This window comes from Priestia sp. ST2 (assembly GCF_055810735.1).
This window is the reverse complement of record NZ_JBVVNT010000007.1, coordinates 103,755-117,215: the sequence shown is the minus strand read 5'-3', so window position 1 is coordinate 117,215 and position 13,461 is coordinate 103,755. Positions and strand designations below refer to the sequence as shown.

Genomic DNA, 13,461 nt, shown 5'->3' with positions numbered 1-13,461 from the left:
ATTATCCCCTTTCATAACAGCATAAATATGAAATTATGTCTTTATGAAATTATGTCTATTTAACGCGATACAAATGAGCTGCTTTCGTATAAGAATCAAACGGAATCCATCCGAAACCAAACTCACCCTCGTCCACTAATTCAACAAAAAGCATATAAGGTAGGTGCGGTTTATCATATTCCTTTATGAGTAGAACGTGGGCGCGCTTACCAATATGTTCTTTCCACCAATAGCAACGCTCACCTTCTAATCTTGGATTTGGCAATAATCTTACGTGGTCATCAACCTTTACTGTTGGCTTCATACAAGACACTCCTTTCATTTAAGTGAATTTCTCATCAGTTCATCATATAGATCATTCTTTATGCAGAAGTCTCTACGGAGCTGTTTAACTACATTGCGGATCGCCTCGACTTCTATCTCTTTATGTCTAGCTAAATCGTTATCTCCTGTTCGTTTCAAGTACTCACTCATACGTGTTTTTTCATATGCTTCTGAATCAATTAAATCTAAAACAGTCGTTAATCTCTTCGTTCTAAAAGTAGCGGGTGTCTCATTCATAGTTAATTCCTCCTAGTTCTATAGTCCTATTTATTCCATTGTATCAAGATGTTACCGCTGTAACAAGTTGTTACAAAAAAAGAAAAAAGAAAAACCAAACCCGCAAGGGGAATGGTTATTGTAAGATTTCTTCTGGTTGTGGTTGTTGAAGCTCTTTAAGTTGATTCATCATTTGTTCTAATTCAAATACTTCAGATACGTGAACATACGTGACATAACCCTTCGTCATATCTTGAATCTTCTTTTGGATAGCCTCTACTTGTTGCTCTAAAGTTGTTTTCATCTTACATATCCCCTTTTTATTAGTTATTATTTTCATAAAAACATAATTATTAATTATGCGTTTGCAACTTTACTTTTCTTGAATCCGTAATTTGCTACACATTCATAAATACGTTCCTGCAGCATTGCCATGTCCTCATTGACATCAAAAGAAAATAAGCGCTCATTCACTGCTGTTGCGCCTTCAATTCCTTTTTCAATAATCACCAAACCTGAGTTATTCTTTTTGTGCCAATCTAATGCTTCCGTGAAAATCTCTACAATGTCTTCTTTAATCATTGTGTCACCGATCATCCCGTGCTGAACCATTATCATTACAAAAAGATCCTTTTTCAATTTCGTCACTCCCTTAATAAAAATTAAAAGATAAAAACAATCTGAAGGATTCGAACCTTCTACCTCTCGTTTCATTAGTGAGCGCTCTACCATTGAGCTATAGATTTTTTTATCTTTTTGTTTCACTATTCTTATAACACCTTTTTTATTTTTTTGGATTTTTACGCTAAAGCATAATTAATAAAAACATAATTAATAAAAGCACAATTATACATCGTCGAATTTCTTTATGGCTGTAATGCCACTATGTCGTTTGATATGCCTCACTACTTCTAGCACCTTTTCTTGAGAGGTTAAATCCGTCCAGGTCGTGTTACCGAATAATGAATTCGTTTGTTTGAGACAGATGTGTACAGAATATGAATCAGCTCCATATGTACCCCATTCAATATATAAATTATCTCGTTCTGCCATATCTCCATTAAGTAAAACAAATTCTCCGCTGTTATATATGGTCGGATGTCTCATGGTTATTTTCTCCGATTCTCTATTTTAATTTTTCCATAGGGAACATCTTCTTTTCCTTTTGGTCCAACATTCATAAAGAGTAGGGCGCCTCCAGGTTCAAGTTCGGCTAATTGATCTGCAACTTCAATCCATTGCTTTTTATTAATCGTATACTGGCGCGGATCTAATTCTTCCTTTCGCTTCCAACCTAACTGTTCATACATATGAAGTAATGTTTCTTCTACAGTATCTAACATTTCAAGCTCGAACTTTTGTATGGGCATACTTAACATTCCTTTCTATATAAAATAAAGAAACCGCACAAAGCCCCTTGTGCGGTTAAATAAAAATTACATTCCCATCGAATGATTATAAACAGCTGCGTATCCTCTAGCTAAATGATTCATGTAATGCATGACATCACCATTCTTAAAGTCAATCATACTAAGCGTGTGAATGATTTTTTGTTTCATATCTTTATCTGAAATGTTTTCAATGAATTCAACTAAAGCAGGCATTTCAATAATGTGCTGCATACCACCTTCTACTACCTCAATCGTTTCATCCATTAACCCTTTTTCCTCAATCATTCTTCTCACAAATTTGTTATCCATGCTGATCATCCTTTCTTATGGTTTAGGTCGATTTTTTAAGTACTCCGATAAACGGAATAAAGAAAACTCTAAGAATGAAACAAAAAAGTGTTTCGTCACATTGGCAAACCGATCCTTAAAAATAGGGGAATTCGGATTACCATGTGCGAATAAACGTAACTCATCATCACGATCATTAAAGCGAAGTTCAGCAAACCGCTCATTCTCTTTTTTATTAGGGATCCGCTGATCTATCGCAATGTAACTTTTTTCATAATCTACAATGCCGCTCCTTTCCTTATATTCTTGATACCAATCCTGAGCTGTGTTAACTGCATCATCTGCATTTCCTCGGATGGCGGTTTTATCTAATGTTCCGTCCAATATGATTGATATTACAAACATACGTTGCCTCCCTTGTGCGAAATAAAAAAGACGACAAAATCTCCCCGCCGTCTCACATTTCTTATAACATTCCTTTTTATAGGAAGCTTTTTATTTTTATTCAACCTTTTTTCGACTGTACGTGCATAATATCAAGGTTTCTTCCGTACTCATTAAACAAACTTGATGCATGTTGAAGCACATCGATGTGCATCGAAGCACCTTAACATTTTTTCAAGTTCAGAGGACGAACTTCAATATTTTTCGTCTGTGATAAGCAAACCGGAGAAGGGGAGGTGTATCAAAGTGGACGCGTACTTCGAGAATATTACGAAGAAGATGACGATTGAAGAAATGGACGTATTGGCATTCCTGTATGAGAAGGATGCTAATGCTTCTTTTAAAGCAGTCAAACGGCAACAGATTCAAGAAACAACAGGAATGACGCCAACTGAATTTCGCAAGGTCATCGAGAAACTGACCGCTACGCAATTCATTGACATTGTTTATGGAAAGAAAGAGCATCGCGTTTTCTTAACTGTATTTGGTAAAGAGGCATTAGAGCAGTCAATTGAAGAGGAGGAAGAAGAATGATTGGATTTATTGGTTTAGGTGCAGCTGGCAGTAATGTAGCGGATGAAGCAGCAAGTCGAGATTATCCAGCTATTGCGATTAACTATTCTCAAAGAGATTTGGATTCACTGGAGTATATAGAAGAAAGGTTGAAACTCGTAGGTTCAGAAGGCGTTGGAAAGAACAGAGAAGCAGCTAGTCGGCTTATGTCTAAGAATTGGGAAAGTGCAGTTTCGTTCGTACAAGAGAATTTTTCAAGTCCTTCTATAGAAATTATTTTTGTTTGTTTTTCAACAGGCGGTGGATCGGGTAGCGGTATAGCTCCTGTTTTATTAGAGATATTGCATGGAGAGCTTCCAGATAAGGTATTTGTAGCCGTTCCTATTTTGCCGGACTTATCAGAGGTTCTTCCGAATCAGATTAACAGCATTCAAAGTGGTGAAGAACTATGTGGCTTAGACATGTGTGTTTTACCCTTAGATAATGAGCAAGTACGTAAGCAATACGCTACTTTAAACCTTCCTAAAAATAAACTCTTCCACAAAACAAACACCTTGTTTATTGATTCAATTGAACGCGTCCTTTCCTTTACAACTAAAGAATCCAAAAACGGTGTTTTAGATGAAAAAGATTTATTAACAATCTTCTCTACAAAAGGCGTGGCTTCCATTGGGATTGCTACTATTACAGATGTAAATGAACACAGTGAAGAAGCGGCACCACAATTTATTGCAGATAAGATTACTGCGGCCTGGAAAGAAAGCATATTTTCTCCTATTGAAATGAATCAAGTCTTCAGAGCTGGTGTAGTGTTAAATGCTCCTGAGTCGTTTATTGACTACATTAATATGAAAACGATCTTTGGAGGCTTTAGGAATGGGATGCCGGTAGATTTATTTGAAGGCTATTACCACAACGATGAATATACGTTATGTGTCATTTTAAGTGGATTAAGCTGGTACCGTACTAGGTTAGGAGAAACGGAAGAAGTCGTGGAGTCCATGAAGAAAAATGCAGAACAACTCTTAACAAAGAATGAGGTCTACAAATCTAAGACCAATACATCAATCGGTTTACGTGCTCAAGAGAAGAAAGCGACGAAAAAGAAGAACATTCAAGACATTTTAAAGAAATATAAGTGATTTTATCGTGCGCTTCATTATGCATTGAAGAACGTTAAAAAACATCAAAAAACTTTGAAGCGCATTGATGCACAAATGAAGGAGGAACGCTGATGGATCTATTGATGAAGCACGATACGGCAAAGGAATATGTAAGAGTGTTTGGGATAGAGAAGTTTGTCTCTATGTTTGAAAGTGAGTATGAAGGTCGTTTTTATTCCTGCAGCGATTACTGGATAGATAATCCGAAGTATATTTGCAAGCTAAAAGGAGCAAATCGCGACTTAGTTATCGGATGGTATGGCGTTCACGACAGATAAAAAAGATATATTTGTATAGCGAAATTAGATTACCCGCTATATTACCCGTTCATTACCCGCTATCCAAAATTAGATTACCCGTTATATTACCAACCCATATTTCATGCGTGGGTAATTACCGGGGGTAGCGGTAAGCTGTTTTTAAGGGTGTTGTGAAGAACGGTAATAAAGAACAGATTTTATTTTTGTAGAAAACAATAAGTGAGGAGTAAGGATATAAATGTATGAAATCACATCACGATATTTAGAGAGAGAATCTTTCAGAAAAAAAGGCCATTCGGGAATCGATTTTGCGATGGAAGATGGCACTCCACTTCGGACGATTAAAGATGGAATTGTAGAGAAGGTTATTGATTACGGAAATACGAATGCAGGATTGACTGTGAAAATAAGATGGAATGATGGGAAGGAAGCAATCTACGGGCATATGTCAGATTCAACTGTTCATACAGGGGAGCATGTAAATGCAGGAGATTTAATTGGGCATTCGGGACACTCGGGGCATGTAGTCAGTGATCATGGGAATGGAGCTCACTTACATTTTGGATTAAAAGAAGATGGACACTTTGTTGATCCATCTCCGTATACCGAACAAATCCAACATATGAACACGCCAGGCTTTTTCCAAAAAGCAGCTGACAAAATAGAAGTAGCTCAAAAGAAATATACGATTACGGATTTATGGAATGAGCAGGCAAGTGTGTATCAAGACTTCTTCCAGTCCTTGAAAATGAACCTTGCTCACTTTTTAGTATCAGTTGATTATTCGATGCTCATGGAGCACGTCAAGGGTCTTCTTCAGCTCTTTACGTGTTAAGCCTGTTTTACGGATAACTGATTCTGGTGCATCTTCTAGGTAGGTTTGCCATTGTGGTTTGCGTACATCGAACCATGTACCGAAGCCGAATGAACTCATCGTTGTTGTCTCCTTTTATCTGAGTAGTCAAAAATGCTGTCTATATAATCGATGACATCTTGATCGTTTGGATCGCAAGAAAATAGAATCATTTAAGGTACCTCCTGATGTGATTTCATTATCATCTTGTCCTGAAAGGAGTGAGACTATACATGGCAGATAGTAAAGAGATTTCCATTCATTTATCTAAGGAGGTGGTTGACCAAATAAATAACATTCTGCAGCTAGAAAATTCATTAAATCATGTGATTAAATCACGCAACCATAAACCTACTTATGATATAGAAGATTTTATCATAGGCTGTATTCATAAACAGCTAGCACATATTGACATGATTAGGGATTTAGAGGCGTATGAGCATTTAGGAGAACCGCGTCAACTGAAGAACCGAATTAAAGAAGTGGCTGAAAGTAAAGGGTGGAATCAGAAGCGAATAACCGAAGTCACAGGAATTAATAAAGGAACCGCTAGTACGATTTTTTCTAATAATCACCAGCCTTCCATTGATTACTTCTTGCGTATTTGGATTGCATTAGGGTGTCCACCTATAGAGGAGCTATTCTATCGAGAGTAGTCCTTTTTTTATGCCTAAAAAGTTTAAAGTATTAGAAAAAAGTTTGATAAAGACAACTAGCAAGCGAATATAGTTGAGTATGCTTACAAAAACAACTGGAGGTTTTATAGATGATTACAGTGTTTATCGGTGTTCAAACGGTATGTGTGGGAATGACAACAGTAATGGCTGTTCGAGCTTTACGGGCAAAAAGAGCAAGACGACAAGTACATCTAAAATTAGTCAGTAAAGAAAAAAGCGGCTTGAAAGTATATAGACCAAAAACAAATGTAGGAGGGTTTTAATATGGATGGCGGCGTATCAGCAATGGTGGTAGCGATTGGGATTATTAAGTTAGGTGCAGCACTTGCAAGCATCACAGGCATTATTACAGGTGTACGGTATTTCCATACGTTCGAATACAAACCGAAAAAGAAAGGTGGTCGTCAATATGACAACGATAAAACTGAATATTACAACGAAAAATTTGGAATCAAACACTAAATATCATAATGCTACGCGTTCATACTTACTAGGTCAAGAAGCACCAATGACAGAAGCACAAGAACTTTTTCATCTACAAAATTTAGATCGGGAGGTGAAGCGTCTCAAGAAGCCAACAAAAAAGCAAATACTCAAGATATGCAAAATCACACTAGCGACATCGACATCCGTTTTAATGCTCGTGAATCCAAAGCTAGCACTAGCCGCGACAATCGTTCAACAAACAACCGGACCACTTTCACCGGAAGCGAGTCTGTTGCTTCCAGAGGACATCGTAAAAGCAGGAATGTATCTAATCGGAATTTGTGCAGTAGCTTCAACCATCCTAGCCATCATCCTGACACAGCTGGCCGGAAACTACAGGATGTTCCGAAAAGGGAAAGAAGCAAGCGAATGGATGACGGATATTCTAAAAGGTTACACGCAAGTCATTCTAGCACCGGTACTGATTCTTCTCATCGCGTTCGTGTGCTACATCTTTTTCGGAGACTTGAAGTGGTTTGTAAAGCCATTCTAAAAAAGATGAAGAAACCATTAGTTCCCTTTGCTGCTGTGACGACTCTTTCTTTATTTACAACGATGAAATCAGCAGAAGCATCTACCTGGGGAACATTGCTTGAACGTGGATCAGTAAAGGATTCACCATTTAATAAAAAATCTATTGTAGAGAGAGGTGGTTCAATTCAAGAATTCCAAAGTTTCTTCGATAAATTAGAAAAGGTAATTGATTGGCTCGTATCTGCTGGAATGTGGGTGAACAATTTACCTGAAAATGTAGCCAAAATGTCTGTCGATTTATTAGCAAACCTTTATCAGTTATTGCTGTATGTATTAGAGACTCCTCTTTTTATCTTCCAAAACTCCTACATCAAAGACGCTTCTCTTATGTTCTCAATCACATCCATTCTCGTCGTATCCTTTTTATCCATGATTCAAGGTGTTAAGCGTATGTTCCAAAAGAAACATACGGATATGGGCACAATCGGCAGAAGATATGCAGGCGCTGTGACAGTTTCGGGCGTAGCGCCTTTTGCCTTTGAGCAGGCATTTACATTCATCAACATGGTGACAAGAGCTATTACCAAAATAGGAGGTCTTGATGTAAAGCTAGGAGCTACCGCAAATCTAAGTGCTCATACGTTTACAGCGTTTAATACGTTTGCGTTACTGGCATTTGATCTAGTCATTATCGCATTGATGATACCGATTATTATGCAAAGTGGAAGACGATTTTTTGACTTAATGGTGCTCTCCGCCATCACGCCGCTGGCTTTGAGTGCATGGGTCTTCGATGATTATCGGTACCTGTTTGATAAATGGTGGGAAAGCGTAAAGACACTAGGATTCTCACCGCTTGTATATGCTGTATTCATTGCGCTGATGGGTATCTTCATATTTGGTACCAAGAACATTTTAACGCCTGGAGGAATGTTTCTGAAAAGCATCATCGTAATAGGTGGATTGGCGCGCATGGCAAACCCACCGAACTTTGTGAAGAAGCATGTGGATCAAGGACCGAATATGGAAGACTCCATGGTTAACACATTCAATGTATTCCGTGATGCATACAACACATTAACACTCAAGAAGTTACGTACACGTCGTCTTGTCGGTAAAGCCATTAATACCAGAAAAGCATTGAAAGCAGCGGTACCAACACCGGATAAAGATTCTGGTTCTTCTCTATGGAAAACATTCAAAGGTAAAAAATAAACCTCAAAGGGAGATTGATGAAAATGACAGGTCTTGAATTGATTGTAGTATTTAACAGCGTGGCAATTGTAGCGAATACGGTGATTATCTATATTAACAACAAGACATTATGGAAAGTGATGGCTGACCATGCTTAAACGCACGATGAATGAATCTCTTCATAAGATGCCAGCTGTCTCAAAGCGATTAGAGAAAATTGATGAAACGATTGTGGATGCCATCCTATCTTCCCCCCATGTTGGGGAAGGTGTTTTTGGATTTGAAGTATCATTTGACGGGCAGGAGAAGGACTATTCCTTCTTCTCTCCACCGTTTTTTAGGACAGAGCATGGTAAACCCTATGAACGATACTACGGGCACTTACAGAACGATATGGAGCATTTGCATTGCTATCAAATTGCATTAGGTAACTCATCGTTCCTTCCGCTTTATGTAGAAGAACCTTTTTCAATTATTGACCATTTAGCTTCACTGTCTATTCAAGGGAGGCCGATGTTTTTTCAATTCCTGTTTCAGAAGAAGCATCCTGACTATAAGAAAGTATTTGTGCAGCAATACATCGAGTTTTTAAAAGGCAACAATAGCCCTGCTGTTAGCCATGTTGGACGTAAGTTTCAAGATAAGCTATTGAAAGTTCTGAATAAGATTAGCGGCTTTGAAACGGAACGTGAGGAAGTAGAAGATATTGAATATAAGATTATGGATGTGCCGTACCGCTTTGAGATTCGGTTAATGGTGTACAGCGAAGATGTGACATCATTTGAAAAAGAAGTAGATGCCATATTGAGTGAACTGAACTATTACAATGAACTGAAGCTTTTTGAAATCAAGAAAGCGAAACAAAAAACAGAATATGTGAATCGTTTTATTGAGCATTCTTTCTGGAAAGAGTCAAAAGATCAAGTCATTAGTGAAACAGAACTCATGGTATTAGCAGTAGGAAATGCAGAAGAAAAGAAACAAGAGATCCGCACCATTGTTCAGAAAGTAGAAGAAGTAAAGAAAGAAGTCGTGAAGATCCCTCACTTCCAATCGCTTGTTACATTGCTTCCTTCTGCATCTGAATCATTAAAGCGTGAGATAGATACTCGTTTTGAAAGAGATATCCCGAAAGCCTTAAAGAAAACGAAGGTTATTAAAGATCAAAATATCAAACTAGTGGAGACGGCACTAGGAGCAGTTATGCAGCGGCTTACATTTGAAATGCCTGAAGATACTATGTTCACAGATTTTAAAAAGAAGTGTGAGGATATCAGCGTGAACTTAGGTGAGCATGCATTGAGTGTTGTTCCAGGAGAAAAGCCGAATACGGTCACTTTCTTAATTCCCTGTAGTCAACGTGAAGTCATTTATTTACGAAGCATTTTAGAAAACCCTGCCTTTATCGAATTTGCCAAAAACAACCCGCTGCCTTTTGTGTGTGGGCAAAGTGTGTTTGATCAGCTTATATTTAAATGTTTGACGAAAGCACCTCATATTCTTATTGCAGGCGGCACCAATAGCGGTAAAAGTGTATTTATGAATGCCATGATTATCACGCTCATGTTGCGACGGAAACCCGAAGAACTACGTTTCTATATGGTTGATCCTAAATTTGTAGAATTGGCTCATTATAAAGGCATGGCACACGTAGAAGAAGTCGTAACAGATATGCAAAGAGCCAGCATGACTTTAACGCATATTGCGGACTTAGCGGATCAACGTTATCAAGAATTCTCCACCTACAAGAATGTTCGGAACATCATCCAATATAACGAAGTAGCTGAAAAAAAGATGCCATATGTGATTTGTGTTGTTGATGAATACTACGATTTAAAAATGTTCGATGGCGATGTGGATGAACCGATTAAACGACTAACCCAAAAAGGAAGAGCTGCAGGTATCCATCTAGTTATTGCTACTCAACGCCCTGACCGAAAAGTAATGGAAGGTGTAATTAAAGCCAACATTCCCTCAAAGATAAGTTTTAGATTAAGTACGCAAAGTGATTATCAAACCGTATTTGGCACAGGTATTCCGTACAGTAACTTGTTAGGTTTTGGGGATGGTGTTATACAATTCGTAGGTCAAACACAAGACTTTATTCGTTTTCAAGGTCCTGTTATTACGTTGGATCGGGATGAGGATGAAGAGTTAACAGATAAACTTATGCAGGCATTTAAAGGCGAAAAAGTAGTAGGCCTTGAAATGGAAGTGCCTGAGATAGAAGCCATTGAAGAAGTAGTAGAAGAGGAACCGCTTATTAATAAAGTAAAACGGTATATTGCCCAAACAGGAGAAACTAGAACAGAGCCGATTCGAAATGAAGTTGGCGGCCGGATTAATCTGATTAGTGATATTTTAAAACAATTAACGGAGGAAGAAGGCTGGTTAAAGAAAGAAGGTCGCAAGAGGATTGTGATTGCACCTGAAGAAGAATTGAATAAATGGCGAAATGGCGAAGAGAGCATGAGTGATGAAGATGAAGCAGCTGGTGAAGATGAAGCAGCTGGTGAAGATGAATTGCTGGAAGAAGCGATTAAGTTAGTTAAAGAAATGGATACTGCTTCTGTATCAATGCTTCAAAGAAGGTTTCGTATAGGCTACAATCGCGCGGCGAGAATGATTGATGCGATGGAAGAACAAGGATTAATATCAGAATATAATGGCGATCAGCCACGTAAAGTAATCAAGAGAGACGACACATAACTTGGGCCCTGTGGGGCTCAAGTTATTTTTGTTTAAAAAGTAATGCAGGACAATCGAAAACCTTGCATAATATAATTAGTGCTTTTTACCTACAAAGGAAGGGGAATGCAAATGTACGGATTAGTTAAAGTGGCAGCGGATCAAGTGGAGGCAAAAGGAATGCAGACGAAAGTATACAACTATTTAAAAAAGAATTATCCAGCGGATTGTTTGCAGTGGGTGAAGGATGTCGAGTGGAAGCTTTCTGATAACGTTCCTTTACGTGACATTAAAATGGCTCGTAGACCTGGAGGCGCACGTGAACAAGATAAGGTGAAAGGTATTGCTCAAGCTATTCGTGATGGGCAGGAAATGGAGCCTGTTGTGCTAGTTCGCTTACCTAATGGCGATATTAAAATTGCGGATGGATATCATCGAACAAAAGGTTATGAAAAAGCTGAAAAGAAAAACGTCAAATCTTACATTGCGGATGTAAAGGATGCTAAAGGTCCTTGGGATAAAGAAATGCATGAAAAGAAATTGAACGTGGGTAAAGCAGCTTCTTTTGACGGTGGCTTAGCTAAAATTGCTTTCCTTCATAAATAAAAAACAGAGGTGGGACTATATCCCGCCTCTTGTTAATAATAAGAAAAGAAAAACTGCAAGAATCAGCATTAATAATACGGCGATTGGTCCCTGGATAATTGCGGAAGTAAATAAGTAGACAATAGCAATGACGGCTAATAAAAAGATAAGTATCGTTAACAGCCTCATGGTTAACCTCCTTTTTTATCCGTTTCTATACTATTTCTTTTTTTATGCTTTTATAAACCTATGCCGTTTCATAAAAACATAAAAGCATAATTAATAATTGTCATTTCTCCCATTCATCTACCTTTGATTCGCACATTCGAAAAGTGTTATTCTAAATGTGCAAGAGGGAAACAACCTCTTAGCAACTAACCTAGAGGAGTTGTTGTCATATGACAAAACGTAACCGCTTAGTAGTTCCACAATCAGAAGGTATCTTAGCTAACATGAGAAATGAAATTGCTGAAGAGATGGGGATTACGTTAGGTGCAGATGCAACAGCTAGACAGAACGGAGCAGTCGGTGGAGAAATGACAAAACGATTAATCCATTTAGCTCAACAATCATTAGCAGAACAAAATCAATCACAACGTTAATATAAAAAGAAGGCAGCAGGGAAACTCCTGCTGCCTTTATTAATTACATAATTATTAATTATTAATTACGCAATTACCATACGGCATAAATAGTAAAATATGCTCATTCGTAATTATGTGCTTATATGATTTAATAAAAAGACCAAAACTAATAAAGATTGAAGAGGTGTTCATATGCCCGCTATCGTTATAGCATCTGCAAGTACAAAAGGTGGAACCGGGAAAACATCATTGGCTAAATTCTATGGGATCACAAAAGTACAAGAAGGTAAACGCGTGCTTATTATTGATTTGTGCCAAAACTCGGATGTGGCCACAAGACTAGGGTATGACCGCACATCATTTAAATATGATGCATATGATTGGGCTTCTGGAGAAGTGACATTTAAAAACGCTCTGCAGCACGATGAGGAAACAGGAATTGATTTTATTCCAGGTAGTAACAATGTGCCTAAAATTAGAGAGCTAGCCGAAAAGAAACGTGTAATCAAACAAGAGTGGTTTCTCGAAGATTTAATCGAGCCGATCCGCGCTTATTACGATTACATAATTATAGATACACATCCAACTGAATCGGATCGAATGTTGGTTATGAGCTTAATCGCGAGTAGTTTGGCACTCTTACCTACAATCATGGATAAAAGTAGTGTCGTAGCAACTGCACGAACAATCGAAATCATTACAGATTTAATTAATAGCGGAATTGAATTAGATTATCAAATCGTCCCTATGGCTGTAGATTTTTCTCGTGGATTTAAAAAAGAATTGGATGGATTCTATGCTGCGTTTCAAGAAGTAGATATCAACCAATTTACACCACCAATTCGGTATTCGTCAGTTATTAACCGCGCTAGCATGAATGATCAAGTCGTAGATTTAAGTAATAAGTACATGAAAAAGGTTTTAGGTGACTATCAAGAATTATCAGCATACCTTGATACAATTGCAAAGCCTAAAAAAATCAGTACAGCCAGTTTTGAGTAATTCAATGAAGGGGTGTTTCTTATGGTAAAGCTAGGTGGAGGTAAATCAGCAAATCAAGGTGAAGATAAAGATAACGAAAAGTATGGTCCTGTTACGTTGAGTGCGGTGAAAGAAGTAGAGACAGACCGTTACATTCTAAATCTTCCTGTTGATTTAATTCGTCAATTAGAAAAGCACATTTTTGAAATGAAACAAAATGACGTGATGCTACCAGATACGAAAACAGGTAAAGATAAATTAATCAATCGTTCTACATGGGCACGTGAAGTATTCACAAAAGTATTGAACGGTAAATTTGACATATAAAAAGGATGCAGTT

The 13,461-nt window shown here is 37.8% G+C and carries 23 protein-coding genes and 1 pseudogene; 14 read left to right on the top strand and 10 right to left on the bottom strand.

The window, feature by feature from the left end; genetic code table 11:
• Window positions 1-55: 55 nt before the first annotated feature.
• From AC0KUU_RS25015 to AC0KUU_RS24975, 9 genes and pseudogenes are all read right to left on the bottom strand, one after another.
• Window positions 56-304 carry a hypothetical protein gene (locus AC0KUU_RS25015; RefSeq protein ID WP_473453545.1) on the bottom strand — a complete coding sequence of 83 codons (249 nt, stop codon included), beginning with the start codon at window positions 302-304 and terminating at the stop codon, window positions 56-58.
• A gap of 14 nt (window positions 305-318) precedes the next feature.
• Window positions 319-561 carry a hypothetical protein gene (locus AC0KUU_RS25010; RefSeq protein ID WP_473453543.1) on the bottom strand — a complete coding sequence of 81 codons (243 nt, stop codon included), beginning with the start codon at window positions 559-561 and terminating at the stop codon, window positions 319-321.
• A 115-nt stretch (window positions 562-676) separates the two neighbouring features.
• Window positions 677-844, bottom strand: coding sequence for a hypothetical protein (locus AC0KUU_RS25005; RefSeq protein WP_473453541.1), 168 nt, complete (start codon window positions 842-844; stop codon window positions 677-679).
• A 53-nt stretch (window positions 845-897) separates the two neighbouring features.
• Window positions 898-1,179, bottom strand: coding sequence for a hypothetical protein (locus AC0KUU_RS25000; RefSeq protein WP_473453539.1), 282 nt, complete (start codon window positions 1,177-1,179; stop codon window positions 898-900).
• A 38-nt stretch (window positions 1,180-1,217) separates the two neighbouring features.
• Window positions 1,218-1,287: pseudogene (locus AC0KUU_RS24995) on the bottom strand.
• Window positions 1,288-1,386: 99 nt separating this feature from the next.
• Window positions 1,387-1,647, bottom strand: coding sequence for a hypothetical protein (locus AC0KUU_RS24990; protein ID WP_473453537.1), 261 nt, complete (start codon window positions 1,645-1,647; stop codon window positions 1,387-1,389).
• A 2-nt stretch (window positions 1,648-1,649) separates the two neighbouring features.
• On the bottom strand, window positions 1,650-1,910 hold the full coding sequence (locus AC0KUU_RS24985; RefSeq protein WP_473453535.1) for a hypothetical protein: 261 nt from the start codon (window positions 1,908-1,910) through the stop codon (window positions 1,650-1,652).
• 66 nt (window positions 1,911-1,976) lie between these two features.
• On the bottom strand, window positions 1,977-2,240 hold the full coding sequence (locus AC0KUU_RS24980) for a hypothetical protein (protein ID WP_473453533.1): 264 nt from the start codon (window positions 2,238-2,240) through the stop codon (window positions 1,977-1,979).
• A gap of 15 nt (window positions 2,241-2,255) precedes the next feature.
• Window positions 2,256-2,624, bottom strand: a complete 369-nt coding sequence (locus AC0KUU_RS24975) for a hypothetical protein (protein WP_473453531.1) — start codon at window positions 2,622-2,624, stop codon at window positions 2,256-2,258.
• Between the two features lie 285 nt (window positions 2,625-2,909).
• Here AC0KUU_RS24975 and AC0KUU_RS24970 point away from each other — a divergent pair, with 285 nt between their 5' ends.
• From AC0KUU_RS24970 to AC0KUU_RS24920, 11 genes are all read left to right on the top strand, one after another.
• Window positions 2,910-3,197, top strand: coding sequence for a hypothetical protein (locus tag AC0KUU_RS24970; protein ID WP_427598063.1), 288 nt, complete (start codon window positions 2,910-2,912; stop codon window positions 3,195-3,197).
• Window positions 3,194-4,318 carry an FtsZ/tubulin family protein gene (locus tag AC0KUU_RS24965; protein ID WP_427598061.1) on the top strand — a complete coding sequence of 375 codons (1,125 nt, stop codon included), beginning with the start codon at window positions 3,194-3,196 and terminating at the stop codon, window positions 4,316-4,318. Before AC0KUU_RS24970 ends, AC0KUU_RS24965 begins: the two co-directional genes overlap by 4 nt.
• 92 nt (window positions 4,319-4,410) lie before the next feature.
• Window positions 4,411-4,617: a hypothetical protein gene (locus AC0KUU_RS24960; protein WP_473453528.1), complete on the top strand. Its 207-nt coding sequence runs from the start codon at window positions 4,411-4,413 to the stop codon at window positions 4,615-4,617.
• Window positions 4,618-4,837: 220 nt separating this feature from the next.
• The gene (locus AC0KUU_RS24955; RefSeq protein WP_473453526.1) at window positions 4,838-5,434 is read left to right on the top strand and encodes a M23 family metallopeptidase; all 597 of its coding nucleotides are present in this window, start codon (window positions 4,838-4,840) and stop codon (window positions 5,432-5,434) included.
• A gap of 251 nt (window positions 5,435-5,685) precedes the next feature.
• Entirely contained in the window at window positions 5,686-6,108 is a 423-nt protein-coding gene (locus AC0KUU_RS24950; protein WP_473453524.1) for a helix-turn-helix transcriptional regulator, read from the top strand.
• Window positions 6,109-6,218: 110 nt separating this feature from the next.
• Window positions 6,219-6,392 carry a hypothetical protein gene (locus tag AC0KUU_RS24945; protein WP_473453522.1) on the top strand — a complete coding sequence of 58 codons (174 nt, stop codon included), beginning with the start codon at window positions 6,219-6,221 and terminating at the stop codon, window positions 6,390-6,392.
• A gap of 1 nt (window position 6,393) precedes the next feature.
• Window positions 6,394-6,591, top strand: coding sequence for a hypothetical protein (locus tag AC0KUU_RS24940; RefSeq protein WP_427598051.1), 198 nt, complete (start codon window positions 6,394-6,396; stop codon window positions 6,589-6,591).
• Window positions 6,539-7,108: a hypothetical protein gene (locus AC0KUU_RS24935; RefSeq protein WP_473453520.1), complete on the top strand. Its 570-nt coding sequence runs from the start codon at window positions 6,539-6,541 to the stop codon at window positions 7,106-7,108. Before AC0KUU_RS24940 ends, AC0KUU_RS24935 begins: the two co-directional genes overlap by 53 nt.
• Window positions 7,087-8,304 (top strand): hypothetical protein, encoded by a 1,218-nt coding sequence (locus tag AC0KUU_RS24930; RefSeq protein ID WP_473453518.1) that lies wholly within the window; start codon window positions 7,087-7,089, stop codon window positions 8,302-8,304. The genes AC0KUU_RS24935 and AC0KUU_RS24930 overlap by 22 nt, the downstream gene beginning before the upstream one ends.
• Before the next feature lie 129 nt (window positions 8,305-8,433).
• Complete coding sequence (locus AC0KUU_RS24925; RefSeq protein ID WP_473453516.1) at window positions 8,434-10,992, top strand: FtsK/SpoIIIE domain-containing protein; 2,559 nt, start codon at window positions 8,434-8,436, stop codon at window positions 10,990-10,992.
• Window positions 10,993-11,103: 111 nt separating this feature from the next.
• On the top strand, window positions 11,104-11,577 hold the full coding sequence (locus AC0KUU_RS24920) for a ParB N-terminal domain-containing protein (RefSeq protein WP_473453514.1): 474 nt from the start codon (window positions 11,104-11,106) through the stop codon (window positions 11,575-11,577).
• Window positions 11,578-11,592: 15 nt separating this feature from the next.
• On the opposite strand, the gene AC0KUU_RS24915 is transcribed toward AC0KUU_RS24920, so the two are convergent.
• Window positions 11,593-11,745 carry a hypothetical protein gene (locus AC0KUU_RS24915; RefSeq protein ID WP_427598041.1) on the bottom strand — a complete coding sequence of 51 codons (153 nt, stop codon included), beginning with the start codon at window positions 11,743-11,745 and terminating at the stop codon, window positions 11,593-11,595.
• Between the two features lie 209 nt (window positions 11,746-11,954).
• Here AC0KUU_RS24915 and AC0KUU_RS24910 point away from each other — a divergent pair, with 209 nt between their 5' ends.
• From AC0KUU_RS24910 to AC0KUU_RS24900, 3 genes are all read left to right on the top strand, one after another.
• On the top strand, window positions 11,955-12,158 hold the full coding sequence (locus tag AC0KUU_RS24910; RefSeq protein ID WP_473453512.1) for a small, acid-soluble spore protein, alpha/beta type: 204 nt from the start codon (window positions 11,955-11,957) through the stop codon (window positions 12,156-12,158).
• Window positions 12,159-12,332: 174 nt separating this feature from the next.
• Complete coding sequence (locus AC0KUU_RS24905) at window positions 12,333-13,142, top strand: ParA family protein (RefSeq protein WP_427598037.1); 810 nt, start codon at window positions 12,333-12,335, stop codon at window positions 13,140-13,142.
• Window positions 13,143-13,163: 21 nt separating this feature from the next.
• A complete protein-coding gene (locus tag AC0KUU_RS24900; RefSeq protein ID WP_427598035.1) occupies window positions 13,164-13,448 on the top strand; it encodes a hypothetical protein in 285 nt (94 codons plus the stop codon).
• Window positions 13,449-13,461: the final 13 nt, after the last annotated feature.